Genomic DNA, 25819 nt, shown 5'->3' with positions numbered 1-25819 from the left:
AAAAGACCCGGCTTACACCGGGTAAAGTGTGGGTGAGACAAGGTGTAAATTAAAAGTAAAAACGGTTAACACTCGATAACGTTAACGGCTAGGCCTCCTCGAGAGGTTTCTTTGTATTTATCCGACATGTCACAGCCAGTTTCACGCATAGTGTTGATGGCATGGTCCAGTGAGACAAAATGAGTACCATCTCCGCGAAGCGCCATAGATGCTGCATTAATTGCTTTCATTGACGCCATCGCATTGCGCTCAATGCAGGGTACTTGCACTAAACCTCCTATCGGGTCGCAGGTTAAGCCAAGATTATGCTCAATACCTATCTCGGCAGCATTTTCCACTTGTGCGGGAGTGCCTCCGGTTGCTTCTGCGAGGCCAGCGGCAGCCATGGCGCAGGCTGACCCTACTTCGCCTTGGCAGCCGATTTCAGCACCCGAAATAGAAGCATTGAGTTTACATAAAATGCCTATCGCGGTGGCTGTCAGAAGGAATTGGATAACGCCTTCATCATCTGAATTGGGGCAAAACCTATCATAATAATGTAATACTGCTGGAATAATTCCAGCCGCACCATTAGTAGGAGCGGTAACCATTCGGCCACCGGCAGCATTTTCTTCGCTCACTGCGAGTGCGTATAGGTTGACCCAATCCAGAGCGCCCAGAGAGGGGGTGATCATATCCATACGCGTGCGTTGTTTAAGATCTTTGTGAAGGCTTGCCGCACGGCGTTTAACCTTCAGTCCGCCGGGTAGTATGCCTTCATTAATAAAGCCACTTTGTACGCATTCCTGCATGACCTTCCATAAGTGCAGAATGCCAGAGCGAACTTCTTCTTCACTACGCCACGCTTTTTCATTTTCCATCATCAGTTCGCTGATGCTGAGGTTATCTTTCTCACACATAGCAAGAAGCTCAGTACCATTGGTGAACGGATAAGGCAGCTCAGTCGCGTCTTCCATAATACGGTCTGCGCCAGCCGCTTCTTCATCAACAACAAATCCACCACCCACTGAGTAATATATCCGTTCTGACAATATTTCACCGTCTGCATTCCAGGCGGTTATAGACATGCCATTAGGGTGGTACGGTAGGCTTTCTTTGCGGTGAAATATAATCCCTGTATCGACATTAAAGAAAACATCACGGCGATTCATTAACTTAAGACGTTTAGTTTGGCTGACCTCAGCTACTCTAGATTCGACGATATTCGGATTAATGCTTTCAGGTGCATGACCTTCTAGGCCCATGATGACGGCTGAACCGGTTCCGTGTCCTTTACCTGTAGCGCCAAGTGATCCATACAGTTGCGTTTGTATGCGTGCCACGTTGTAGAGCAGGTCATTTTTTTGTAATTCTTCAACAAACATTAAGGCGGCTTTCATTGGGCCCACAGTATGTGAGCTTGATGGGCCGATCCCCACTTTTAGCAAATCAAACAGACTAATAGCCATTGTGAGTCACCTCTATAAGTGTGCCACCGTTACCGGTGATGCAGCTTAATTCATTTAATAAACAGGCGATGACTGGCTGTAGAGCAGCCAGTCACTATTTACAAAGTGTGATGGTTATTGATAAACAGGAAAGTCAGCACAGAGTGCTGTTACATTCTGTTTTACTTCGGCGATGACAGAGTCATTACTTAAGTCCGCTAAGATGTCGCAGATCCAATGAGTTAGCTGTTTACACTGCTCCGTTTTGAAGCCACGGCTAGTGACGGCTGGTGAGCCTATTCGCAGACCACTGGTTACAAATGGGGATTGCGGGTCGTTAGGTACGGAATTTTTGTTCACCGTAATATTGGCACGCCCTAGCGCTGCGTCAGCATCTTTTCCGGTGATTTCTTGTTTGATCAAGCTAAGTAAGAAAAGGTGATCATCGGTACCGCCAGATACGACGTCATAACCGCGCTCTATGAACACTTCAGCCATGGCTTGGGCGTTATCAATTACTTGCTGTTGATACGTCGTAAATTCTGGCTCTAATGCTTCTTTGAAAGCGACTGCTTTGGCCGCAATAACGTGCATTAACGGACCGCCTTGACCACCAGGGAAAACGGCTGAATTGAGTTTCTTTTCAAGATCAGGGTTGGATTTTGCAATGATCAACCCGCCACGAGGTCCGCGCAGAGTTTTATGCGTAGTGGTTGTAACAACATCTGCTAGAGGGACTGGGCTTGGATATAGACCGGCAGCAACCAAGCCTGCAATGTGAGCCATGTCGACAAACAGATAGGCGCCTGTTGCATCTGCAATATCGCGGAAACGCTGCCAGTTAACAATTCGTGAGTATGCTGAGAAACCAGCCACAATCATTTTTGGCTTATGTTCATGTGCTAGGCGTTCGACTTCATCGTAGTCAATTTCACCTGTTTTTTCGTTCAGACCATATTGGATCGCATTATACATTTTGCCTGAAAAGCTGACTTTAGAGCCATGAGTAAGGTGGCCACCATGAGCTAAACTCATACCTAAAATAGTATCACCAGGTGCGCAAAGCGCCATATATACAGCGGCGTTAGCCTGAGAACCCGAATGCGGCTGTACATTTGCGTAGTCTGCACCAAATAACTGCAAAGCTCTGTCTATGGCGAGTTGCTCGACTTTATCAACATGCTCACAGCCTCCGTAGTAACGTTTACCAGGATACCCTTCGGCATACTTATTGGTAAGGGATGATCCTTGTGCAGCCATGACACGAGGGCTGGTATAATTTTCTGAAGCAATCAACTCAATGTGTTCTTCTTGTCGTGTATCTTCTTGTTGCATGGCTTGCCACAGTTCGTCATCGTAGCCTTGAATACCGTCTTGTTTGTTAAACATTGTTAGTCTCTCCTGAAATACAGCAACGGGCCTCGCTATGGGATATAAGCGCCTAAACGAGGTAAAGGTAATAAGGGGTAGTTACTGGTAGATGTGAGCTTTAAAAGCATCCACACCCGCTAGCGCTACAATTTCATCCTGATCAGGCGTGCCTGAACTGCAGCCCACGCCGCCGACTATATCGTCGCCAGCAAATATGGGAAGGCCGCCGGCCACGATGGAAAATTTACCTTGGTTACTGGTATTTATTCCGAAAGCAGGTTTGCCAGGAACACTAATTTCGCCATAGGCACGGGTTGATTTTCGTGCTGCTGAGGCCGTGAATGATTTTCCAATTGAGATATCAATGCTGGTAATACGAGCATTATCCATGCGTTGAAATATCAGTAAGTTGCCACTGTCATCGGTAATAGCAATATCCATATCGACGCCGATAACTTCAGCTTCTTCAATACAGGCCTGCATAATAACTTGTGCATCACTAAGCGTGAGTTTTGGTACCATTTTCATCGTTGATAACCTTTTATTTGAAAATGTTTATCCAACTATTCAATGAGTTGAGGCCTTACGCTCAGGCCTCAACTTGGTGTTGAACAGCGAGAAGAAAAGGGGTTAAAAAGTGATTTGGTAACTTAACGGGCCAATATCTGATCCAGTGCTTTTTCGAATCGAGAAACTGCTGTGTCGACATCGTACAATTTATCTAAGCCAAACAAGCCTAGTCTGAAAGTTCTAAAATCTTCAGGTTCATCACACTGAAGAGGAACACCTGCAGCAATTTGCATACCTTGTGCTGCAAATTTTTTACCGTTGTGTACAGCTTCATCTTGGGTATAGCTAACAACAACACCTGGAGCTTGAAAGCCTTCAGCAGCAACGCTTTTTATACCTTTACTGGTGAGTAGAGAGCGGATTTTGTCACCCAGTTCTTGTTGTGCTTGGTGAAGTTTTTCAAAACCGTACTCTTGGGTTTCTTTCATTACTTGGTTAAAGCGGACAAGAGAATCTGTCGGCATAGTGGCGTGGTAAGCATGGCCACCGTTCTCGTACGCTTCCATGATTTGCAGCCATTTTTTAAGGTCGCAGGCAAAACTATCGCTTTGCGTGTTATCAATACGATGGCGTGCGGTTTGGTTCAGCATGACCAAAGCGCAACAAGGAGACCCGCTCCACCCTTTCTGAGGAGCGCTAATCAGAATATCGATGCCACATGCTTCCATATCCACCCAGATCGTACCTGAGGCGATACAGTCCAAAACAAACAGGCCTCCTACGCAATGAACCGCATCGGCGATTGCCTTTAGGTAATCGTTTGGCAGAATCATCCCAGATGAAGTTTCAACGTGCGGTGCAAATACTACGTCGGGTTTTTCGGCTTTTATCTTGGCAACAACTTCCTCAATTGGCGCAGGAGCAAAAGGTGCATCAGATGCGTCTGAAGTTTTGCGGGCCTTCATGACAATGGACTCTGAAGGAATGTTGCCCATTTCAAATATTTGAGTCCAACGGTAGCTGAACCAGCCATTCCTGATAACCATACATTTTCTGTCGCTGGCAAACTGACGGGCGACAGCTTCCATACCAAATGTGCCGCTACCAGGAACGACAACTGCTGAATGCGCGTTGTAAACCTTTTTTAAAGTTGACGATATGTCGTTCATTACGCCTTGGAAAGACTGAGACATATGGTTAAGAGAGCGGTCAGTGTAAACCACTGAATATTCAAGAAGGCCATTAGGGTCAATACTGGATATTGTATTCATTGTGCTTTCCGTGAAATTAAATTGTTATTTTTCATAATACTGCCTTGGTGTTATTTTTAAGGCAAGTAGGTTTGCTTGTTTTTTATTCAATTATTTTTTTATTTCATATAAAACAATAGCTTAAATTTATAATTTTTAATTCATAAGCTATGATTATGCAAACAATCAGTAATTTAATAGATGCTTTTGTGTTTTTGAAAATGTGTAATCATTTTTTTATTAAGTTATTGAAATTTAATAAAATATTATTGTTTATTTGAGATTTGTGATTTTTTATTCTCTACTTTCTACTAGATAATCTAGTTTATGTGTCATGAAAATTTGACTTAGAAATTTCATATAATTATAAATGTAACCTTGATTTCACTTCGCGCTTTGCTAAATCAATAGCAGTGGTGGGAGTAGATACGTTATTTACAGTCATGAATGAGGAGAAGAATATGGAGCGGGAAGCGATGGAGTTTGATGTCGTGATAGTCGGTGCCGGTCCTGCTGGTCTTGCAACTGCGTGTCGTTTAATGCAGCAGGCTCAAGCAAATATGTTAGATCTAACAGTTTGTGTTGTGGAAAAGGGCTCTGAGGTTGGTGCGCATATTTTATCTGGTGCAGTAATAGAAACACGGGCATTGGATGAGTTGTTTCCTGATTGGCAATCGCGTAATGCTCCATTGAATACTCCGGTTACAGAGGATCAATTGTTCCTGCTAAAAGATGCAGAAACAGCCCAAAAGCTACCTAATATGCTAGTGCCAAAAACTATGCACAATATGGGAAATTATATTGCCAGTTTGGGTAATTTTTGTCGCTGGCTGGCAGAGCAGGCAGAAAGCCTAGGGGTTGAGATTTTTCCCGGTTTTGCTGCATCAGAAGTATTGTTTAGAGAAGATGGCAGTGTAAAAGGTATCGCCACAGGTGATATGGGTATAGGCGCTGACGGCGAGCCTAAAGATAGCTATATGCCAGGAATGGAATTACATGCTAAGTACACAGTATTCTCTGAAGGTTGTCGGGGGCACCTGGGTCAGCAGTTGAATCAAAAGTTCAATTTAAGTGAAGAGATGGATGCTCAACATTATGGCTTGGGTATGAAAGAGCTATGGGACATCGATCCGGCATTACATCAGCAAGGTCTTGTGTTACATGGGACGGGTTGGCCGCTCAGTGGCAATGCCAGTGGTGGGTTCTTCCTATATCACACCGATAACTGTCAAGTAGTGGTGGGTCTGATTGTTGATCTCAACTATGACAACCCTTATTTAAGCCCCTTTGATGAGTTTCAGACAATGAAGCAGCATCCCGTATTAAGACAGCACCTTGAGGGGGGCACACGCGTGTCCTATGGCGCTAGAGCTATTACCAAAGGTGGCTTGAATGCCTTGCCTCGCATGACCTTCCCAGGAGGTCTGCTGGTGGGATGTGATGCGGGTACGTTAAATTTTTCGAAAATCAAGGGGACGCATACCGCGATGAAGTCTGGCATGCTGGCAGCAGAAGAAATTTTTGCAGCGGTTAGTTCGGGTTGTGTGGGCGGTAAGGAGTTGGGCGACTATAAAGCACGCTTTGAAGCATCTTGGCTATATGATGAGCTATATCGCAGTCGAAACTTTGGGCCTGCACTGCATAAGTTTGGCACTATTATGGGGGGGGCATTTAACTTTGTTGATCAGAATATATTTAAAGGAAAACTGCCCTTCACATTACACGATAATAAAGCGGACTATGCTCAGCTAAAACAGGCTAAGCAATTTTCTATGATCAGCTACCCTAAGCCTGATGGAAAGATCAGCTTCGACAAATTGTCTTCAGTGTTTCTGTCAAATACGAATCATGAAGAAGACCAGCCTTGTCATTTGCAGCTTGTTGATGCCTCTATTCCTCTAACGACAAATCTATCCATGTATGCTGAACCTGCTCAGCGTTTTTGCCCGGCAGGTGTGTATGAAATAATTGAGGAAGAAGAGGGACCACGTTTTCAAATCAATGCTCAGAACTGCTTGCACTGTAAAACGTGTGATATAAAGGATCCTGCACAAAATATTCATTGGGTCACTCCTGAAGGAATGGGAGGGCCGAACTACCCGAATATGTAGTTTTGTATCCATTTACACCTGTGGTGCTGTTGTGAGCCTCTGTCGTATCACAGGTCTTTTTATACGGGTCTAGCCCGTGTTAGTAAAAAGCAATGACTTCGAATTCTTTTTATCCAAAGAAAAATCAAGTAAGTATTAGATAGATCACTGTCTTAACGTTGTCTATTAAGCATGATAAGTAAGATATTGAGGTGTGCCGTTGAGTAGGTTTTTTCTTAGGAGTCTACGAAGAAACACAGTTTCTACCAGAGGTTTTTGATTCGTATAATTTATTATCCGCACGTTCTAATGTTTCTTGAATGGTTTCTTTTTCACTATCGTATATGGCAATGCCCGCACTTAAGCTAACGCTGAATTCAGTTCCATTAAAAACAAATAGGCGTTTACCAAATGACTCTCTTATCCTGTTAGCCGCCATTATGGCTGTCTCAAGGTCATCATAGAACCCAACCACAACGACTTCCTCTCCCCCGTAACGAATACAGTAGTCATCTGCTCTTGTTTTTTCAGAAACAACTTCGCCCAGAGTTTCTAATACTTCATCTCCCATAGCGTGACCATAATTATCATTAACTCTTTTAAAAAAATCGATATCCATAAAAATTACCGCAAGAGACTTTTCTTCAAGCCGCAAACTCTTTCGTTGAATATCTGGAATAATTTCGTAAAGAAATCTTTTTGTATAGAGGTTAGTTAGCGCATCTTTTATAGCAAAAGCTTCAAGTTGATTTGCAAAGCCATTGATTAAAGCAACACCCCCCGCAACGAATATCAAAAATACTATAAACAATGCTCCTGATGCCTTCGCTACCACCCAAAATATGCTTCTGCGCATGTCGTCCAAATAAACTCCAGTGCCTAGTACCCAATCCCAATCTTCAAAATAGTCAACATACGATATTTTGGGGTATTCATCTTTGGTGTTTGGCTTAGGCCAGTGATAAGAGACCCATCCTCCACCGGATTTGGCATTGCTTATAAATTCCCGAAAAATATATTGTCCATTGATGTCCGTCCAATTTGTCTGGTTGATGCCTACTCTATCGGGTGTGAATGGCTGCATGAGTAGCTCGCCACTTCCACTGTTAATCCAAAAGTAGCCAGTCTCGCCATAGGTGGCAGACTCAAGTGCATGCATGGCATATTTTTGTGCATCGGGGGTGTTAAGCTCACCCTTCAATTCAAGATCATAGAAGTGTTGAATAATCCCCATTGCCGTTGAAGATAAATTTTTTGTTTGGGATTTTCTTTCATTTTCTAAACTGGTTGTGAATGTTTGATATGTGAAGTACAGAAAAAACATCATCCCCATAAGAAGAATGATGGAAACTCCAAGCAGTTTTTTTTTGATGGATAGTGTTTGAGCTGGTTTCTCCAACATGTGCATTTGTTGTTTTCCTTTTTTTGAAAACGAGCATGCGTATTGTTATCGTTTAAGCTGGTATCGTGTCTGATTAACGCTGCGGTGGTTTACTCATAGCCACATCTTAATTATAGACATAAAAAAGCCCGACTGAGAGCCGGGCAAACGAAGTAGGAGATACTTCAGTTATGAAAGTTTAGTCGTTAGACTTAAGGCGTTCGTTTTTCAGGTCGTAGTTGCACTGTGGTACTGGTTTAGCTGGGTATTTGGTGCCAAGAATCTTAACCGTCAACTCTTTGTCTTTAGCATCAACATCCAAGAATGCTAACGCTAAACTTGTACCTGTTCTGTGGCCATAACCACCAGAGGTTACTTCACCAACAATTTTGTCGCCGTGATAAACAGGTTCCATACCCGTAGATGCATCAACATCGGTATCTACTTCAAGAAGCATTAGCTTGCGTGTAACACCTGCTGCTTTTTGTGCAATAAGAGCGTCTTTACCTTGGAAGTCAGCTTTATCAAGCTTAGCGAAGAAGCCAAGGTTGGATTCAAGCAATGTGTACTCAAGTGTTAGGTCATGAGCCCACATTGGGTAGCCTTTCTCAAGGCGCATAGAATCCATTGCTCGTAGACCGAAGTCTGAGATGTTGAACTCTTTACCTGCGTCATTAAGCGCATCATAGATAGCTGCTTGATGCTCGATAGGGTGATGGATTTCCCAGCCAAGTTCACCAACAAAGTTCATACGAATAGCGCGTACTGTTGCGCCTGCAATAGTGATTTCCTGGCTAGTGAACCATGGGAAACCTTCGTTGCTGAGATCTGCATCTGTTGCTTTAGATAAGACTTTACGTGCATTAGGGCCTGCAATAACGAGCGTGCCGTAATTACGCGTAATATTAACCAAATTAACCGAGCCATCTTTAGGTAGGCGCTGTGTTAACCAGTCTTCTACAAGTAGCTCTGCTGCGGCGGGAGCCATCATGTAATAGCTGCCGTCCGGCAGTTTAGTGATAGAGAATTCCCAGGCAACCCCACCTTCTTTTGTAAGAGGATGCGCTAGAGTGGTGCCACCAATTTTCGTAGGAATGCGGTTAGGAGAAATAGACTCTAACCATGCATGGGCAGCATCACCGCTTACATCGAACTTAGTGAACGGTGATAAGTCGAGTAGACCTACATTGTTCATTACGTTTTTACATTCTGCATCAACAGCTTCGAACCAATTACCACGACGGAAACTATGTTCTTCTACTGGGTTAGTACCTTTTGGAGCGAACCAGCTGGCACGTTCCCAGCCATAGTAAGCGCCGAATACAGCATTCTTTTCAGCTTGCTTTTCGTAGATGGGTACTTTTTTCTGTCCACGAACTGCAGGACGCATAGCGTATTCGTTAGGGAAGCCTAGTTGGTATTCGTTAGCGTAAACTTCAGTGCCTTTAGCAACATTAAATTCTGGTGTTGCATAGTCACCGAAACGGCGTGGATCAAGTTCCCACATATCAAGTTCTGGATGACCATTTACAATCCACTCAGCCATGAATTTGCCGGAACCACCGCCTTGTACGATACCGAAGTTAAAGCCGGTACAAACAAAGTAGTTTTCAAACCCATGAATAGGGCCGATCAGTGGGTGGCCGTCCGGAGTATATGTAATAGGACCATTTACCACTGTTTTAAAACCAGCATTAGCCGCAATACCAACCTGCTCCATCGCTGTACACAAAATATCTTCTATTCGGTCAAGGCTTGGTTGTAGAAGCTCTTGGCCAAATGCTGCTGGAACACCATCAACCGCCCAAGGAATACCGCCTTTTTCGTATGGGCCTAAGATAAAACCTTTACCTTCTTGACGTAGGTAATATGAAACATCTGGGTCACGCAGCATCGGAAGCATCTGATCACGTTCTTCCAACTCAGGTACGTTGTCAGTAACGATGAACTGGTGTTCCATGATGTTCATTGGCAGCTGGTGGCCGACCATGTCAGCAATTTCCTGAGCGCGGAAACCGCCAGCGTTGACGATGACACCCGCATCGATAACACCTTTGGCTGTCGTAACATTCCAGCGACCATTTTCTTGTTGTTCAATAGCAGAAACGGGGTTGTGGCGAACAATGGTTGCACCGCCTGCACGCGCGCCGGCTGCAAGCGCGTTAGTGACACTGGTTGGATCGATATGACCATCTAGCTTATCCCATAAACCGCCGACAAGGCCTGTAGTATCAAGGAATGGATAGAGTTCTTTTAGGCGATCATTATCAATGATTTCAAGATCCAGACCGCAGATTTCACCCATGGCCGCTACGCGCTTGAACTCATCAAAACGTTCTTGTGTGTGTGCAAGACGTACAGCACCGGTTTGGTGATGATCTACAACCTGGCCTGTCTCTTCCTGTAGGCGGCTGTATAGATCGATACTATATTGCTGCAACTTCATGACATTAATGCTGTTGCTAAAATGTGGTAGATTACCCGCAGCATGCCATGTAGAGCCAGACGTTAGTTCCAGCTTCTCTGTCAGCATCACATCAGTACATCCCATCTTTGTGAGATGGTAAAGAGTACTCACACCTGCAATGCCGCCGCCAATGATTAATACTTCTGTTTTATTTTTCATTATTTGATTCCCATCGGTCGCAAAAAGTGGAAACAACCACTCGATCTCTTGTAAATGAATATCTATCGATGTTATGAATGTGTTCGACTAGTTACAAACGATAAATAAAGACTAGATGGATAAGTTCTGCTTATGAAAGATATTTTAACAAATAATATTCAGTTAAATTGGCTTAGAACTTTTGAGGCAGCAGGCCGAAAGCTAAGCTTTACGCTTTCTGCTCAAGAGCTGAATATGAGCCAGTCTGCGGTGAGTCAGCAGATTCAATTGCTTGAGCATCACCTGAATCAGCAATTGTTTGTACGCGCGAATAGGGCTATTCAATTAAGCGATGCGGGCCGCTCTTTTTTGCCACTGGTGCAGGATAGTTTGCGTCAATTGAATGCAGGTGCTGCGCAAATATTCACTCCACTTAATCAGGCGGTGGTAGAGGTCAATGTAAATACATCATTTAGTGTGTTGTGGCTCGCAACACGCTTACAGCGCTTTAATGCGATATATCCGCAGATAACTATCCGCCAATTAGGCACCAACTGGTCTACTGACTTTGACATATCGACGGCAGAACTGGAGATCCGATACGGTTCTGGGAATTGGTCTGGGTATGAGTCTCACCCTTTGGTCACCCCTCTGTTACGGCCTTATTGCTCGATGGCTAATGCCAAAAGAATGCGCAACCCATCTGATTTAGAAGGAATGCCGCTGCTGGATGTGATCGGAACTCCTCAGGGGTGGAGTGGTTGGTTAGAAAAAATGAAACTTGATAACTTACAAGATCAAACACGCCAGTATATGGATAGCCATGCTACGGCAGTAACGATGGCTGCAAATGGGTTTGGTGTCTGCATGATGTACGATGAGTTGATGCGTGAGGGGGTGCTAGCAAAGCAGTTGGTTGCGCCATTCGTTGATAGTATTACCACTGAAGGCAGCTATTATTTATGTTATCAAGGTGACAAAGATTTGTCTGATGCGTCACGTATTTTTAGAGATTGGCTATTGGGTTCTTGGACTGGAAGCTAGATAGATAAAAATTTCAACTCTAATATGAGGGACACAATAATATGAATATTAAGCTTAAGGGCAGGTTGTTCTGGGAGTTGGGCTCATGAGGCGTCACATACCCTCACTACAAGCGTTAAAAGCCTTTGAAGCAACCGCTCGCCTGCTTAGTTTTCAACAAGCAGCTAAAGAGTTGAATGTAACGCATTCGGCGATAAGTCATCAGATCAAGAAAATGGAACAGGATTTAGGTAAGCCTTTGTTTGAGCGCTTAGGCCGTAGCATTGCATTGACGAATGTTGGCGCGTTATACGCTTCAGAAATTCGCCAGGCTCTATATGATATTGAGAGCAGTACTTATCGTATATTTGGAGATCCTGATAAAGGCGACTTGTCAGTGCAGGTCTATATGGGCATTGCTTCTCGTTGGTTAGTGCCAAGGCTGGGGCATTTTAGAGATCAGTTTCCTGATATACATATTGAGCTCTATAGTTCGTATTTTGATTGGGAATTTGAAACGAACGCGGCAGATATTGGTATTATTTATAGCGAAAAAACAGAACCAGGAATGATCTATCAACAGTTGTTTCAGGGGGTGCTTATACCTGTATGTAGTCCTTCGCTGATTGAGCAAGACGGCCCGATAACGGTTGAGACGTTACTAGAGCTGCCTTTTCTTAACATTACAGAGTCACCTTTAAACCTACCTAGTTGGCTGAAGAGTGTTGGGTTAACAGAGAGTGGGATCAATATTGTTAGTGAGCACGATAACCACCAACTAGCATTAGAAGCGGCAATTGCAGGAAAGGGGGTGGCGATTGTTCAGTCATTTTTCGCCAGTGGTGATATTTCCAATAACAAGTTGGTCATGCCTGTCGATATGCAGGTGCCGGAGATTGGCGCTTGGTATCTAGTGCAGTCGTCCCGTAGTTTGTCTGATTCCAAAGTTAATTACTTTGCCCGCTGGTTGCATCATCAAATATCTGAAGATAAAACATTGCTGCGTATTAACTAAAAAAGGAAAAATCAGCAGCAAGCTGATCTTTCCTTCATGTGATACATTAATCATCAGCGGTTCTTATGAAATGGATTCACAGAACCGCGTTGGATAATGATCGTCACCTATTCGATACGATCAAGCTTTGCCTTTCCAAGGAATCAGTTTATCTTCCAGCTTACGCATCAATATATCGATAGAGTAGCCGATTACCCCGACAACAATGACTCCTAGTATTACGATATCGGTAGCCAGAAACTTACTGGCGGCCATGATCATAAAGCCAATGCCCGATTCTGCAGCCACTAGCTCAGCAGCCACCACGGTTCCCCAACAAATACCCATTGCAACGCGCATACCCGTAAATATTTCTGGTAGTGAGTTGGGTAAAATAACATGCATCAATATTTGCCGCTTAGTTGCACCAAGAGAATACGCTGCATGAATTTTTGACAGCTTGACACTTCCAACTCCGGCTCTGGCCGCAATAACCATAATCCAAAGTGCCGCAAAGAACAGGAGTAATATCTTAGAGCGTTCCCCGATACCTGACCAAATAATGACCAGCGGTATAAAGGCTAAAGGTGGAATTGGGCGAAAGAATTCTACCAGTGGGTCAAACCAGCCGCGGATTATTTCGGACAACCCCATAGCGAAACCTAGAGGAATTCCGATCAAACAGCCCAGAGCAAAGCCGACTAATATTCTGTATAGGCTGGCCCATATATGTTCCCACAGGGTAAAGTTTCGATAACCGTCCTGCGAGATATTGATAAATTGGTCCCAGACGGCTGATGGAGCTGGCCAGAAGATAGGGTTTACTAGCTCAAGTGCGCTGCCTAGGTACCAGGCCATTGATAGGGTAATAACAGAAATAACGCTCCAGAAGCGACCATTACCTACTGCAGTAGTGTCTCCAAAGGTGACGGTTTTCCGTTTAGTTAGACCATCTTTACTAAGGCCAATTTTGTATTTAAGCGTTTGAATAAATGACATATTTAGACTCCTGAATCGTCGGCCTGGCCCATAATCTCTTCTTCCATTTCCCAGATCATATTGAGAATCTCTTCTCTTTTTGCGCCAAAATCGGGATCTGCTTTAACATCACGGGGATCTTTTGTAAGACCTGCTTCAGCAAACGGTAATGAATATTCTTTTTTAATCCGGCCTGGGCGCGGAGCCATAACGAATAATCTTTCGCCCAAGAATAAGGCTTCTTCTACGCTGTGAGTGATTAGGATGATGGTCTTGCCGGTTTCTTTCCAGAGTTTGAGCACCAAGCCCTGCATCTTTTCTCGTGTTAACGCGTCCAATGCACCTAGAGGTTCATCCATTAAGATGACATCGGGGTCGTTGGCGAGACAGCGTGCCAGAGCAACACGTTGCTGCATACCACCAGAGAGTTCGTAGGTGGCTTTGTCGCCAAAGTCATGTAAACCCACTGTCTCTAGAAGGTGATTAACTGTTTTCTTAATCTCATCTGCTGGTGTGCCTTTCATAGATAGGCCAAAACCAATGTTTTCTGCAACGGTGAGCCATTCAAACAAAGCGCCTTGCTGAAACACCATGCCGCGGTCAGAACCAGGGCCGTGAATTTCAGTTGATGCTAGTTCAACAGTACCGTGTGTAGGAGCAAGAAAACCTGCAATAATATTTAATAGAGTACTTTTGCCGCAGCCGGAAGGACCCAGAATAGACAGCAATTCACCCTGCTTTAGGGAGAATGAGACGTTTTCGAGTGCATGAACCTGCTCGCCGCTAGGCGTGTCAAATACCATGGAAACGTCATTAACAACTAGATCAGACATAGCTATTTCCTTAAAACAAAAGAATTAATAAAGTATGGAGGGCATCAGAGCAACAGCTGCCTGCTCTGATGAGCCTCTGGTCGCAAGACCTATTTAGAGAATTATTAATTCACTTTTTCAAAAAAGCTGCTGTCGATTGTTGCGCTATAGTCGGGCAATGCTTTAGGGATCTGCTTGTGCAACACAAAGAAATCAGCGACTTCTTTGGTGAACTCTTGCACGGCTCCACCTAGCCATTGGTCAGAGACTTGTGCTTCTTTTAACGGAAAGTCGAAAAGAGCAAGAACCTGATTAGAGTCTTCTAGGTTTAGGCCAGAGGCTTTTGCAATAACCGGCTGGTATTGTTTAGGGTTTTTAGTGAAGGCGCTATTGGAGTCGTTGGTAACCTGAAGGAATTGAGTAACGAGCTCAGGATGTTTTTTTGCAAACTTATTGTTTGTGGAAATAACATCAAATACACGGATACCTAATTTTTCTTGTTCAGCCGCGGTCATTAGTACCGGACCGTAGGCTTTCATACGGCGTAATGCACCACCCCAACCACACGCCATTGCCACATCACCACGAGCAATAGCTGCAGCACTGTCGGCTGGTGCCATGTCTAATAGACGGATCTTTGTGCTATCGACGTTCAAATGGCTGAGTACGCGTAACATTTTGTAGTGTGCAACAGTCCCAAATGGTACTGCTACTCTCTGGCCTTCTAGCTCTTTAGCATTTGATTGGTTGATGCCAGATTTTGTGCTTACAACACAGTTGTCGTTTTCTGCATACGAAACCGCGATACCAACCATCGTGATTGGAAGCCCTTGTGATACAGCTACAGTGAAAGGCACGAGCCCCTGAGAGTAAGCCATATCAACATCGCCAGAAGCCATCGCTGCTGACATCGCAGTGCCGGAGTCAAAAGCGCGCCACTCCATATTGACGCCCATGATTTTATCGTACGTTTTTTCTACCTGAGCAATCTGGTTAGCCGTTGGCCATTCGAGGAAGTAACCAACAGTAACAGTGTCTGGTTTGTCGGCTGCAAGAGCTGAACCTGCTGCCAGAACTGAAGCGGTTAAAGCCATTACTTTGAACGTGTTAGAGACGATCGATTTCATAATTACCTCTACATTATCGCTTGTGCGAATTCTTATTTTAGTGGTTCGGTTCACGTTAAGTGGACCGGTATTGAACTTCATTTAATCAATGAACTTCCATCGATACTGCCCCGTAATAGAGGGAGGGACAATTGAGAAAAATTCCGCTGTTGTTAGTTTTTGTAACAGGTTAGTGGTGATTGGATTTGAAAAAACCAAAATAACATGAAATATTAATGAATATTTTTTGATCAAGTGAATTGACATGAATAAAAAAATATATATAAATACCAGTATGAAAATTTAAATAATAATTTCATTTGTTAGTTTTGAAGCAACTTACTAATGCTGAGGTCACCATGAAAGTACTGGTCGCGATAAAACGCGTTGTCGATGCCAACGTTAAAATACGAGTTAAGCCTGATAATTCAGATGTAGATCTGGCCAACGTGAAAATGGCAATCAATCCGTTTTGTGAGATTGCTGTTGAAGAAGCTATTCGTCTGAAGGAACGCGGCGTGGCTAGTGAAGTACTGGTAGTTAGTGTAGGTGATGATCGTTGTCAGGAGCAGTTACGTACCGCTTTGGCATTGGGTGCGGATCGTGCTTTGCACGTTAAAACGGACTCTGTAGTTGAGCCTCTGGGTGTTGCTAAAGTGCTGAACGCTATCGTTAAGAAAGAAGAATGCCAGCTAGTAGTTCTAGGTAAGCAGTCGATTGATAACGATAATAATCAGACCGGCCAGATGTTAGCAGCAATTGGTAATATGCCTCAGGGCACCTTTGCGTCTGAAGTTGAGTGTGAAGGCTCTGAAGTTGTTGTAACACGTGAAGTAGATGGTGGCTTGCAAAAAATTGCTTTGCAATTGCCTGCTGTGATTACTACTGACTTAAGGTTGAATGAACCTCGTTTCGCGTCATTGCCAAATATTATGAAAGCTAAGCGTAAACCATTAGAAGTGACCTCTCCTGAAGAGCTGAGTGTGGATGTGACGCCGCGCTTAACAACCGTGAAAGTTGTTAGCCCAGCCGAGCGTGAAGCAGGAATAATTGTCAGCAGTGTTGCTGAATTGGTTGAAAAACTGAAAACAGAAGCAGGGGTACTTTAAGATGAGCGCATCTATTCTGGTGATTGCCGATCACAATAATGAAACATTAAATGCTGCGACGCTGAATACTTTACAAGCGGCGGCAGAGCTTAAAGAAAAAACAGGTTCTCCCATTACAGTTTTGGTAACGGGTAATGAGTGCAGTGCTGTAGCTGAGCAAGCAGCTGCAGTGCCTATCACTGATCATGTTGTCGTTGTCGATGATGCCGCTCTGGTAAATCATCTGGCGGAGAACGTAGCCCCTGTTGTTGTGGAGTTATGTAAAGAGAGTGGGTATAGCCACATTCTTTGTGCTGCCTCAACAACAGGTAAAAACCTGCTGCCGCGTGTTGCCGCATTATTAGATGTTGCACAAATTTCTGAGATCGTGGGTGTGGTTGATGCTGATACTTTCGTGCGTCCTATTTATGCAGGTAACGCATTAGCTACCGTGCGTAGTAGCGACTCTATTAAAGCAATGACCGTGCGAGGCACTGCATTTGCTGCGGTAGCTGATACCGGTGGTCAAGCAGAACAAATTAGCCTGTCAGCAGTAGCTGAAAGCGGCTTGTCTCGTTTTATCAGTGAAGATAAGAGTATATCTGATCGTCCAGATCTTACTTCTGCTCGGATTATTATCTCTGGAGGCAGAGGTATGCAAAGCGGCGATAACTTCCCAATGCTAGAGCGAGTGGCAGACAAACTTGGCGCTGCTGTAGGTGCTTCTCGTGCTGCTGTCGATTCCGGTTTCGTATCAAACGATATGCAGGTAGGGCAGACCGGTAAAATCGTTGCTCCTGATCTATATGTTGCAGTCGGTATCTCTGGTGCAATTCAGCATTTGGCGGGTATGAAGGACTCTAAAGTTATCGTCGCCATTAACAAAGATGCAGAAGCGCCGATTTTTGGTGTGGCAGATTATGGCCTAGTTGCAGATTTGTTTGATGCATTGCCGGAGCTTGAAAAAGCGCTGAGCTAACTTTTTAAAGATCCAATTTCTAACAATAACTAGGTAATGCAGGCACACGAATCACTGTGGCTGCATTATTAAAGGATGAATATTATGAAGCGTACTTTTCGTTTAATTCTCGATTGCCCTGATCAGGTAGGTATTGTTACTCGCGTTGGCGAAATGATTACCCGTAATGGTGGCTGGATATCTGAAGCAGCACATCATTCTGATGAAGACAGTAATCGTTTTTTCTCTCGCTTTGAAATTCAGGCTGATTCTTTGCCGTTTGATATTGACGAGCTACGCGAAAAGTTTGCGCCGATGGTTGAAGAGTATCAGATGAATCTTCGCCTCGTGGACAGCGGTCAGCCCAAGAAAGTTGTCTTGATGGCGAGTAAAGGCAGCCATTGTCTATCTGACCTACTGGATCGTTGGAGAAGTGGTGATCTTGATTGTGAAATTAGCTGCGTAATTTCTAACCATACCGATATGCAGGGACTGGTTGAATGGTACGGTATTCCTTACCACCATGTTGTGATTGATAAGGATAATAAAGCACCTGGGTTTGCGCAGGTTGAAGGATTGGTTGAAGAGTACCAGGCTGACTGCATTGTTCTCGCGCGTTATATGCAGATTCTTCCGCAAGCGTTATGTGAAAAATATCGACATCAGGTTATTAATATCCACCACAGCTTCTTACCATCGTTTATTGGTGCTAAACCTTATCATCAGGCATCTCGTCGTGGTGTAAAGCTGATTGGGGCGACGTGTCACTATGTTACTGAGCAATTGGATGAAGGTCCTATTATTGATCAGGATGTTGTCCGCGTGACTCACAGCGATAAAGTTGATGACCTTGTGCGTTTAGGCAAGGATGTCGAAAAGACTGTACTGGCACGTGGCTTACGTGACCATTTGGAAGACCGCATTCTGGTACACGGAAACAAAACAGTTGTATTCAGCTAATAACCTTACCAACTTAACTCTGCGACAGGGCCGCGGGGTTTTGGAGAATAATAATGACTAAGCAACTACCTACTTCTGCTCAGGTTGTCATCGTTGGCGGCGGCGTTATCGGCTGCAGCGTGGCTTACCACCTGACTAAACTTGGCTTTACTGATGTTGTGCTGCTAGAGCGCCGTCAGCTTACGTGTGGTACTACATGGCATGCAGCGGGGCTTGTGCCTACTCTTCGTGCTAGCTATAACATGTCGATGTTGGCTAACTACAGTGCGACCCTTTATGAGAAGCTAGAAGCAGAGACCGGACAGGCAACAGGCTTCGTTCGTAATGGTTCTTTAACAATAGCTACTAATAAAGAGCGCTTAGCAGAGCTAAAGCGCGGTGCATCTATGGCAAAAGTTGCAGGGTTTCCTTGTGATGTTATTTCGCCAGATCAAGCCAAAGAACTCTGGCCACTGATGAATGTTGATGATGTGTTGGGCGCTATTCACTTACCAATGGATGGAATGACGAGCCCAGTAGATGTGACACAGGCATTGGCTAAAGGCGCACGGTTGGGTGGAGCAAAAATCATTGAAGGCGTGAAAGTGCTGGATATGAAGATCCGTGACGGTAAAGCGGTGGGTGTTATCACCGAGCAAGGTGATATCGATGCAGAGTACGTAGTTAACTGTTCAGGGATGTGGGCTAGAGAGTTTGGGAAAAAGGCGGGTGTTAACGTACCGTTGCATGCCGCTGAACACTTTTATGTTGTTACTGAAAATATGCCAGATCTTAAGCATGGCCTACCCACAATGCGTGATATGGATGGTTATTGCTATTACAAGGAAGATGCCGGTAAATTGCTCGTGGGTATGTTCGAACCGCATGCTAAGCCATGGGGCATGAAAGGCATCCCGGAAGACTTTTTCTTTGATTCGCTACCGGATGACTTTGAGCATCTTGAACCGTATCTAGAAGCCGCTATGCACCGTTTGCCGATTTTAGAGCGTACTGGCCTGCAGTTATTTTTCAATGGGCCTGAATCTTTCACGCCGGATGATCGTTATCACTTGGGTGAAGCGCCTGAATTGCGTAACTATTTTGTGGCTGCTGGTTTTAACTCTGTAGGCATTCAGTCTGCAGGGGGCGCGGGTAAAATGTTAGCCGAATGGATCCATAAAGGCCATGCACCGCAAGATCTATGGGATGTAGATATTCGTCGTAATTTGCCATTCCAAGGCACGCAAAAATATTTGGAAGAGCGTACTACTGAATCATTGGGTCTGCTGTACGAGACGCACTTTCCGTTTAAACAATATAAAACAGCCCGTGGTGTTCGTCGCTCCGTGTTGCATGATCAGCTAAAAGCACAAGGTGCCGTTTTCGGTTCGGAGAATGGTTGGGAGCGCGCTAACTGGTTCGCTAGAGAAGGGCAAAAGCCTGAGTACGAACTGTCTTTCGGTCGTCAAAATTGGTTTGATAATAACCGTGAAGAACATGAAGCCGTACGTACTTCGGTAGGTGTTATAGATCAGAGCTCATTCTGTAAATATCAAGTTGAAGGTCCGGATGCAGAAAAACTGTTGAACCGCGTTTGTAGTAACAATGTATCTGTCGCTGTCGGTAAAATGGTATATACCCAGTGGCTTAATGATCGTGGGGGTATTGAAGCTGATGTCACCGTGACTCGTTTGGCCGAGGATCGCTATTTGGTCGTTTCAGGTGTTGCCTGTCAGACGCGCGATATGGATTGGTTACGCCGAAATAAACCCGCTGAAGCAATGGTGGTGTTCACCGATGTAACGTCTGCTTATGCAGTAGTGACGGTAATGGGACCGAAGTCTCGTGAAACGTTGAGTAAACTAACAGGCGCTGACTTGTCTCATGAAAGCTTCCCGTTTGCCACATCTCAGGAAATTGAGATGGGTTACGCGATGGTTCGTGCATCACGAATCACTTACGTAGGTGAGCTGGGCTGGGAATTGTATATCCCAACCGAATATGCGCCGAGCGTTTATGATTTAGTGATGGAAGCCGGTGAAGAGTTTTCTATAAAGCCATATGGCTACCATACGATGAACTCGCTACGAATGGAGAAGTGCTACCGTCATTGGGGTCACGATATTACTGATGTCGATACAGCATTGGAAGCGGGCTTAGGATTTGCATCTAACTTCGATAAAGAAGGCGGCTTTATTGGTAAAGAGGCCTTGTTAGCACAGAAGGCTGAGGGGCCATTGAAGAAACGCTTCATTGCGTTTTTATTCGAGAATCCAGAACCGTTGTGTTACCACGAAGAACCTATATATGCCAATGGCAAGATTGTCGGGCGTACCACTGCGGGTATGTTTGGCCATACCGTAGGTGCGACTGTTGCTATGGGGTATGTCGAACATGCTGAAGGTGTGACAAAAGAGTGGCTGGATAATACTGACTTTGAAATTGAAGTTGAGTGTGAGCGTTACTCAGTAAAACCATCGTTGCGTTCATTCTATGATCCGTCAATGGAGAAAATTAAGTGTTAATAGACAGGTTCTGCTGTCGCGCTTGAAAGTTTGAAGCACCATACAGTCTACCCGTTCATAAATCGGTGCTAGGTTGCTGTCGGTTTATGGGGTGCCCTGAAACCTGACTGTGTGGTTGCTTCTCTATTTGAATATAAGATTTCAAAAGGCTTCTCCTATGTAGAGGCTCAACCCAAAGTACCAACGATGTTTCATCTCCTTCAGAAGTAACTGAGGGAGATTTGTGAATTTTTAAAGTCTTAGTAACCCAAAAACAATGATGAGGTTTGATTGATGTCTGCATTAATTTTGGACGGGAAAGCACTGGCTAAGAGTCGTGAGCAATACCTGCAAGTCGCTGTAAAGAAGTTTCAGGATGAGGGTGGTTTACAACCGGTATTGGCCACTATTTTAGTGGGTGATGATCCTTCTTCAGCAACTTATGTGCAGATGAAAATTAATGCATGCGCTCGGGTGGGTATGGGCTCCCGTTTCATTAGTTTGCCAGCATCGACTACCACAGAAGAGTTGCTGGCAAAAATCGATCAACTCAATAAAGATCCAGACGTATGTGGGATCTTGCTGCAGCATCCCGTTCCAGAGCAAATTGATGAGCGCGCCTGTTTTGACTCTATAGCCCTTGGGAAGGATGTAGATGGCGTGACCACGCAAGGTTTTGGTCAGATGTCCATGGGTGAGCAGGCATTTGGTTCGGCAACACCTGCAGGTATCATGACTTTATTGAAACATTACGATATCGAACTTTCCGGTAAGCATGCTGTGGTACTGGGGCGTAGTCCTATTTTGGGCAAGCCGATGGCTGCCATGCTTTTGAATGCTAATGCGACCGTCACTATTTGCCATTCCCGTACAAATAACCTCGCTGAACTAGTTGCCCAAGCAGATATTATCGTTGGTGCTGTAGGTAAACCTGAGCTGATTAAAGCCGCTTGGATTAAGGATGGCGCCGTTGTGGTGGATGCTGGATATCATGCCGGTGGTATCGGTGATATCGAGAAAGCAGGGCTAGACAGCAGGGTGGCTGCATTAACACCTGTGCCTGGCGGTGTGGGACCAATGACGATTAATGCGCTGATTAGTCAAACCCTAGAGTCAGCTCAAAAACAAGAACAATCCTAACGGCGCAATGTCTGATAGTGCGCATCATACCTGAGTGCGTACAACCGTTAAAATGAATAGCGATGAGTTGTAAATAACTATGCATTACGTCCGATTAGATAGCATCCATGAGGTTTAATGGAATTGATAGGGCGTAAATGTATAGGAAGTGGCAGGTTTTAGTATTTTATTTTGAAGGCTTAGGTAGCTCCTCATTGTCAGTAACGAAGCTTTCCCACAACATTGAGGCTACCGGTCCTAAGGCCTTTTCTTGACGCCGAATTAGACGAATTTCACCATTAATGGTGTGCTCCATATCTTTTGGTTGCAGTGCAACGAGTATCCCTTGGGCCAGTTCGTCTTGGACCATATGCTCTGGGATGAAGCCCCAGCCAAGCCCTGCTAGCAGCATTTGTTTTAGGGTGTTTGCATCTTGAGTTTTCCAATGCTTAAGCCCTTTCATCATCATCAAATTTTCCGAGTCAAAACTCAGACCGCTTTCCTCAATCATTAAGTGGAATTGAGACCTGAGTTGGTCTGAACACTTAACTTCTCCTGGTTGAAAAACTTCGGGTGAAGCAACGAGTAAAACGTTGAAGTGACTGATAGCCACTGTGTCTAAATCGCCTAAGCCATGTAACGTGGGCCACCATGGGCCTACAGCAAGGTCTGCCTGGCCATTTTGTAATAGCTCTAATGCTCCAAAGCGAGATTTGCAAAGGACATGTAGTTCCGTTTCAGGGTACTGGCGTTGGCATTGCTTTAATGCGTTTAAAATAAGCGTATGCGGAGAGGCTAGATCATAAGCAAAACGTATTAAAGGTTCGTTACCTTTTCCTAAGTGCCTCCCCATAGAGTGGAGCTGGCTTGCATTGAGTAAGAGTTCCTGCGCCTTACGGTAAAATAACGTGCCCTCCTGAGTAAGGCTCAGCCGGTAATTCTGGCGGTTAAGAATTTGAAAGCCGTACTCTGCCTCTAAATTTTTAATGGCCATCGACAATGCTGGCTGGGTTTTATGCAGACTTTCAGCTGCCAGCTTCAGTGAGCCACATTCGACAATATGGGAGAGGGTGCGTAGCTGCTCTAGTGTCATAAGATTTTTTTAACGTCTTGGCAATAAATATTGAATATTATTTAAGCAGATTTAACCGTATTCTTCACGGGTTATTACTTAGCGCTAAAAATAGTCACCACACTGAATTTTAGTAGCACTGGCGATATGTGGCATTATCTGCTCTGCGCTTTCAGTCCGATCTTTTCTAGCCAGTCTCTCCTTGCTTAACCCACCTTGAACTAATTAAGAGGTTTTTATGCTTGTTCTGTCGAACAATCCTTTAAATAAAAGGCTGATATCCGTCGCTGTATTATTGCTATTTTGTCTTGCGGGGTGCAGCGAATCGACTAACGAGCAGCCCTATTCCAAGGTGGTTCGTCCTGCCAAAATTTTTCAGGTGATAGACCCTGCTAGTGAGACTTTTCGCAACTACCCAGCTGAAGTAGAAGCAAATGCTGATTCTAAGCTGGCATTTAGGGTGAGCGGCCAACTTATCGAATTTTTGGTTAAGCCGGGGAATGAAGTAAAAGAAGGGCAATTGCTGGCACGGCTGGACCCTAAAGACTTCAAGTTAAGTCTAGATGACCGCCAGGCCCGTTATGCACTGGCTAAGTCGCAGTTTAAGCGTGCTCAAAAACTGCTGAAGCGTAAATTATTAGCCCAGTCTGATTACGACAAGGCAAAAGCTGAGTTAAATGTAGCCCTGTCTTCTCTCAACGTAGAGAAAGCCAATTTAGAGTACACCTACCTGCGCGCCCCCTTTACAGGCACCATTGCTAAAGTGATGGTAGAGCAACATGAAAATATTCAGGCCAAACAGACGGTACTCATCTTGCAAACGCGGGATCAGGTCGATATCTCAATTCAGATGCCAGAAAATATAGTCTCGCGCGTTAAGAAAGATACTCAATATCAGCCCACGGTGATTTTTGATTCTCATCCGGGTAAAGAATTTTTGGTTACCGTGAAAGAGTGGGATACTCAGGCCGACCCTTCTACACTAACTTACAAAGTTGTTTTTTCTTTATCTGCACCCAAAGCATTTACGGTACTTCCAGGAATGTCTGCCAGCATACGAATTGATCTGGCGAAAGTAACTGACGTCAGTAGTAGTCACTTTATGCTGCCTGTAGGTGCTGTGTTTGCAGCAGAGGATGCTCCTCTTTCTAGTAGTGCCCGTTACATCTGGAAGGTTGATCCAGAAACGATGAAAGTCAGCAGAGTAGAGGTCACTGTCGGAGAGATACGGGATCAGGGTATTGAAGTATTAAGTGGCATTCATCCGGGAGATCAATTGGTTTCCGTTGGTGTGCATTTTCTGTCTGAAGGTATGCAGGTTCGTCCCTGGAACAGAGAAAAGGGGCTATAAATGAAACTGACTGAATATTCGATCACAAACCCAGTTACTAGCTGGATGTTTGCTTTGATCTTACTGCTCGGTGGCATTGTTTCCTACAATGGCTTGGGGCGACTAGAGGACCCGCAGTTTACCCTTAAAATGGCAATGGTGACGACTAACTACCCTGGCGCTTCGCCAGCGCAGGTAGAAGAGGAGGTCACCTATCCGATTGAAAATGCGCTGCAACAACTGCCGTATGTGGACTTTGTAACCTCTATATCGTCTACCGGGTTGTCGCAAATTATTGTCGAAATGAAGGGCACCTACCGTAAAGATGACTTGAAACAGATCTGGGATGAGCTAAGGCGTAAGGTGAATGACCTTACTCCTAGCTTACCTCCCGGGGTGATGAGTCCCAATGTCATTGATGAATTTGGCGATGTTTATGGTGTTTTGTTAGCAGTTAGTGGCGAAGGGTATTCCTACGAAGAGCTCAAAGATTATGTTGATTACTTGCGCCGTGAATTAGTGCTAATTAAGGGGGTCGGAAAAGTAACCGTAGCGGGTGAGCAGCAGGAACAAGTAGTGGTTGAAATTGCCCGAAATAAGCTCTCTGCTTTAGGTATTTCCCCTGATCGAATTTACCAACTTTTGCAGACGCAAAATCAAGTGTCTAATTCGGGAAGCATTAAGATAGGAAGCGAGTATATTCGCTTGCATCCAACGGGTGAGTTTCAAAGTGTTGAAGAGCTAGAAGGTTTGCTAATTTCTAACTCAGGCGCTTCTGAGCTGATCTACCTAGGTGATGTCGCCAAGGTTAGTCGAACTTATGCCGAAGTACCGCAAAACATCACAAACTATAACAACCAGCAAGCGCTGTTGCTGGGAATCTCTTTTGCCAGTGGAGTTAATGTTGTCGAGATAGGTGAAAGACTCGAAAAACGGATGGGCGAATTAGAATATGTTCGTCCTATCGGTATGGAAGTCTCGAGTGTCTATAACCAGCCTGTCGAAGTAGACAACTCTATGCAGGGCTTCATGCTGAGCTTAGCCGAAGCTGTAGCAATCGTGATTGCAGTATTGTTGGTGTTTATGGGCCTGAAAAGCGGTATCTTGATTGGTTTGATTCTGATGATAACTGTATTCGGCAGCTTTATTTTTATGAAGCTCTTTGCTCTCGACTTGCAGCGGATATCATTAGGAGCACTGATTATTGCCTTAGGTATGCTTGTGGATAACGCTATTGTTATCACGGAAGGTATTTTAATAGG

At 44.6% G+C, this 25819-nt stretch carries 20 protein-coding genes; 10 read left to right on the top strand and 10 right to left on the bottom strand.

Going from position 1 to position 25819, the window contains the following annotated elements; translation table 11 throughout:
* Positions 1 to 65: 65 nt before the first annotated feature.
* The 4 genes from QZZ55_RS15755 to QZZ55_RS15740 form a co-directional block, all read right to left on the bottom strand.
* Positions 66 to 1448: an L-serine ammonia-lyase gene (locus tag QZZ55_RS15755; protein WP_293268378.1), complete on the bottom strand. Its 1383-nt coding sequence runs from the start codon at positions 1446 to 1448 to the stop codon at positions 66 to 68.
* 114 nt (positions 1449 to 1562) lie between these two features.
* Positions 1563 to 2816 carry a serine hydroxymethyltransferase gene (gene glyA, locus QZZ55_RS15750; protein ID WP_293268377.1) on the bottom strand — a complete coding sequence of 418 codons (1254 nt, stop codon included), beginning with the start codon at positions 2814 to 2816 and terminating at the stop codon, positions 1563 to 1565.
* Positions 2817 to 2897: 81 nt separating this feature from the next.
* Complete coding sequence (locus QZZ55_RS15745) at positions 2898 to 3326, bottom strand: heme-binding protein (protein WP_293268376.1); 429 nt, start codon at positions 3324 to 3326, stop codon at positions 2898 to 2900.
* Positions 3327 to 3448: 122 nt separating this feature from the next.
* A complete protein-coding gene (locus tag QZZ55_RS15740) occupies positions 3449 to 4579 on the bottom strand; it encodes an aminotransferase class V-fold PLP-dependent enzyme (protein WP_293268375.1) in 1131 nt (376 codons plus the stop codon).
* Between the two features lie 440 nt (positions 4580 to 5019).
* On the opposite strand from QZZ55_RS15740, the gene QZZ55_RS15735 reads away from it, so the two are divergent.
* Positions 5020 to 6669, top strand: coding sequence for an electron transfer flavoprotein-ubiquinone oxidoreductase (locus tag QZZ55_RS15735; protein WP_293268374.1), 1650 nt, complete (start codon positions 5020 to 5022; stop codon positions 6667 to 6669).
* A 223-nt stretch (positions 6670 to 6892) separates the two neighbouring features.
* Here the strand turns inward: QZZ55_RS15735 and QZZ55_RS15730 are convergent, their stop codons facing one another.
* Both QZZ55_RS15730 and QZZ55_RS15725 read right to left on the bottom strand, forming a co-directional pair.
* Positions 6893 to 8050 (bottom strand): diguanylate cyclase, encoded by a 1158-nt coding sequence (locus QZZ55_RS15730; protein WP_293268373.1) that lies wholly within the window; start codon positions 8048 to 8050, stop codon positions 6893 to 6895.
* Positions 8051 to 8228: 178 nt separating this feature from the next.
* Positions 8229 to 10655 carry an FAD-dependent oxidoreductase gene (locus QZZ55_RS15725; protein WP_293268372.1) on the bottom strand — a complete coding sequence of 809 codons (2427 nt, stop codon included), beginning with the start codon at positions 10653 to 10655 and terminating at the stop codon, positions 8229 to 8231.
* Positions 10656 to 10787: 132 nt separating this feature from the next.
* On the opposite strand from QZZ55_RS15725, the gene QZZ55_RS15720 reads away from it, so the two are divergent.
* Positions 10788 to 11678 (top strand): LysR family transcriptional regulator, encoded by an 891-nt coding sequence (locus tag QZZ55_RS15720; RefSeq protein ID WP_293268371.1) that lies wholly within the window; start codon positions 10788 to 10790, stop codon positions 11676 to 11678.
* A gap of 85 nt (positions 11679 to 11763) precedes the next feature.
* Positions 11764 to 12672 (top strand): LysR substrate-binding domain-containing protein, encoded by a 909-nt coding sequence (locus tag QZZ55_RS15715; RefSeq protein WP_293268370.1) that lies wholly within the window; start codon positions 11764 to 11766, stop codon positions 12670 to 12672.
* Between the two features lie 120 nt (positions 12673 to 12792).
* Here the strand turns inward: QZZ55_RS15715 and QZZ55_RS15710 are convergent, their stop codons facing one another.
* The 3 genes from QZZ55_RS15710 to QZZ55_RS15700 all read right to left on the bottom strand — a co-directional run bounded on the left by QZZ55_RS15710 (position 12793) and on the right by QZZ55_RS15700 (position 15568).
* Complete coding sequence (locus QZZ55_RS15710; protein WP_293268369.1) at positions 12793 to 13650, bottom strand: ABC transporter permease subunit; 858 nt, start codon at positions 13648 to 13650, stop codon at positions 12793 to 12795.
* A gap of 2 nt (positions 13651 to 13652) precedes the next feature.
* Positions 13653 to 14462, bottom strand: coding sequence for an ABC transporter ATP-binding protein (locus tag QZZ55_RS15705; protein ID WP_293268368.1), 810 nt, complete (start codon positions 14460 to 14462; stop codon positions 13653 to 13655).
* A 104-nt stretch (positions 14463 to 14566) separates the two neighbouring features.
* A complete protein-coding gene (locus QZZ55_RS15700; RefSeq protein ID WP_293268367.1) occupies positions 14567 to 15568 on the bottom strand; it encodes an ABC transporter substrate-binding protein in 1002 nt (333 codons plus the stop codon).
* A 338-nt stretch (positions 15569 to 15906) separates the two neighbouring features.
* On the opposite strand from QZZ55_RS15700, the gene QZZ55_RS15695 reads away from it, so the two are divergent.
* The 5 genes from QZZ55_RS15695 to folD all read left to right on the top strand — a co-directional run bounded on the left by QZZ55_RS15695 (position 15907) and on the right by folD (position 22176).
* Entirely contained in the window at positions 15907 to 16656 is a 750-nt protein-coding gene (locus tag QZZ55_RS15695) for an electron transfer flavoprotein subunit beta/FixA family protein (protein ID WP_293268366.1), read from the top strand.
* Between the two features lies 1 nt (position 16657).
* Positions 16658 to 17614: an FAD-binding protein gene (locus QZZ55_RS15690; protein ID WP_293268365.1), complete on the top strand. Its 957-nt coding sequence runs from the start codon at positions 16658 to 16660 to the stop codon at positions 17612 to 17614.
* Positions 17615 to 17698: 84 nt separating this feature from the next.
* The gene (gene purU / locus QZZ55_RS15685) at positions 17699 to 18553 is read left to right on the top strand and encodes a formyltetrahydrofolate deformylase (RefSeq protein ID WP_293268364.1); all 855 of its coding nucleotides are present in this window, start codon (positions 17699 to 17701) and stop codon (positions 18551 to 18553) included.
* A gap of 53 nt (positions 18554 to 18606) precedes the next feature.
* Entirely contained in the window at positions 18607 to 21057 is a 2451-nt protein-coding gene (locus tag QZZ55_RS15680) for an FAD-dependent oxidoreductase (RefSeq protein ID WP_293268363.1), read from the top strand.
* Positions 21058 to 21330: 273 nt separating this feature from the next.
* Entirely contained in the window at positions 21331 to 22176 is an 846-nt protein-coding gene (folD, locus tag QZZ55_RS15675) for a bifunctional methylenetetrahydrofolate dehydrogenase/methenyltetrahydrofolate cyclohydrolase FolD (protein WP_293268362.1), read from the top strand.
* 166 nt (positions 22177 to 22342) lie between these two features.
* On the opposite strand, the gene QZZ55_RS15670 is transcribed toward folD, so the two are convergent.
* Complete coding sequence (locus QZZ55_RS15670) at positions 22343 to 23248, bottom strand: LysR family transcriptional regulator (protein WP_293268361.1); 906 nt, start codon at positions 23246 to 23248, stop codon at positions 22343 to 22345.
* A 217-nt stretch (positions 23249 to 23465) separates the two neighbouring features.
* Between QZZ55_RS15670 and QZZ55_RS15665 the strand changes: the two genes are divergently transcribed.
* Together QZZ55_RS15665 and QZZ55_RS15660 are read left to right on the top strand one after the other, a co-directional pair.
* Entirely contained in the window at positions 23466 to 24578 is a 1113-nt protein-coding gene (locus QZZ55_RS15665) for an efflux RND transporter periplasmic adaptor subunit (protein ID WP_293268360.1), read from the top strand.
* A partial coding sequence (locus QZZ55_RS15660) for an efflux RND transporter permease subunit (RefSeq protein ID WP_293268359.1) occupies positions 24579 to 25819 on the top strand: 1241 nt, incomplete at its 3' end.

Origin of the sequence: Neptunomonas sp., from assembly GCF_016744175.1 — a bacterium.
Classification (GTDB): domain Bacteria; phylum Pseudomonadota; class Gammaproteobacteria; order Pseudomonadales; family Balneatricaceae; genus Neptunomonas.
This window is presented reverse-complemented; position numbering and strand designations above follow the sequence as displayed.

Bases quoted from the DNA above. Each gene is read 5' to 3' on its own strand.
- QZZ55_RS15710 (WP_293268369.1), bottom strand. From the start codon at position 13,650: ATGTCATTTATTCAAACGCTTAAATACAAAATTGGCCTTAGTAAAGAT.
- QZZ55_RS15695 (WP_293268366.1), top strand. From the start codon at position 15,907: ATGAAAGTACTGGTCGCGATAAAACGCGTTGTCGATGCCAACGTTAAA.
- QZZ55_RS15690 (WP_293268365.1), top strand. From the start codon at position 16,658: ATGAGCGCATCTATTCTGGTGATTGCCGATCACAATAATGAAACATTA.
- QZZ55_RS15745 (WP_293268376.1), bottom strand. From the start codon at position 3,326: ATGAAAATGGTACCAAAACTCACGCTTAGTGATGCACAAGTTATTATG.
- folD (WP_293268362.1), top strand. From the start codon at position 21,331: ATGTCTGCATTAATTTTGGACGGGAAAGCACTGGCTAAGAGTCGTGAG.
- QZZ55_RS15715 (WP_293268370.1), top strand. From the start codon at position 11,764: ATGAGGCGTCACATACCCTCACTACAAGCGTTAAAAGCCTTTGAAGCA.
- QZZ55_RS15705 (WP_293268368.1), bottom strand. From the start codon at position 14,462: ATGTCTGATCTAGTTGTTAATGACGTTTCCATGGTATTTGACACGCCT.
- QZZ55_RS15665 (WP_293268360.1), top strand. From the start codon at position 23,466: ATGCTTGTTCTGTCGAACAATCCTTTAAATAAAAGGCTGATATCCGTC.
- purU (WP_293268364.1), top strand. From the start codon at position 17,699: ATGAAGCGTACTTTTCGTTTAATTCTCGATTGCCCTGATCAGGTAGGT.
- QZZ55_RS15700 (WP_293268367.1), bottom strand. From the start codon at position 15,568: ATGAAATCGATCGTCTCTAACACGTTCAAAGTAATGGCTTTAACCGCT.
- glyA (WP_293268377.1), bottom strand. From the start codon at position 2,816: ATGTTTAACAAACAAGACGGTATTCAAGGCTACGATGACGAACTGTGG.
- QZZ55_RS15670 (WP_293268361.1), bottom strand. From the start codon at position 23,248: ATGACACTAGAGCAGCTACGCACCCTCTCCCATATTGTCGAATGTGGC.
- QZZ55_RS15680 (WP_293268363.1), top strand. From the start codon at position 18,607: ATGACTAAGCAACTACCTACTTCTGCTCAGGTTGTCATCGTTGGCGGC.
- QZZ55_RS15725 (WP_293268372.1), bottom strand. From the start codon at position 10,655: ATGAAAAATAAAACAGAAGTATTAATCATTGGCGGCGGCATTGCAGGT.
- QZZ55_RS15735 (WP_293268374.1), top strand. From the start codon at position 5,020: ATGGAGCGGGAAGCGATGGAGTTTGATGTCGTGATAGTCGGTGCCGGT.
- QZZ55_RS15755 (WP_293268378.1), bottom strand. From the start codon at position 1,448: ATGGCTATTAGTCTGTTTGATTTGCTAAAAGTGGGGATCGGCCCATCA.
- QZZ55_RS15730 (WP_293268373.1), bottom strand. From the start codon at position 8,050: ATGTTGGAGAAACCAGCTCAAACACTATCCATCAAAAAAAAACTGCTT.
- QZZ55_RS15720 (WP_293268371.1), top strand. From the start codon at position 10,788: ATGAAAGATATTTTAACAAATAATATTCAGTTAAATTGGCTTAGAACT.
- QZZ55_RS15740 (WP_293268375.1), bottom strand. From the start codon at position 4,579: ATGAATACAATATCCAGTATTGACCCTAATGGCCTTCTTGAATATTCA.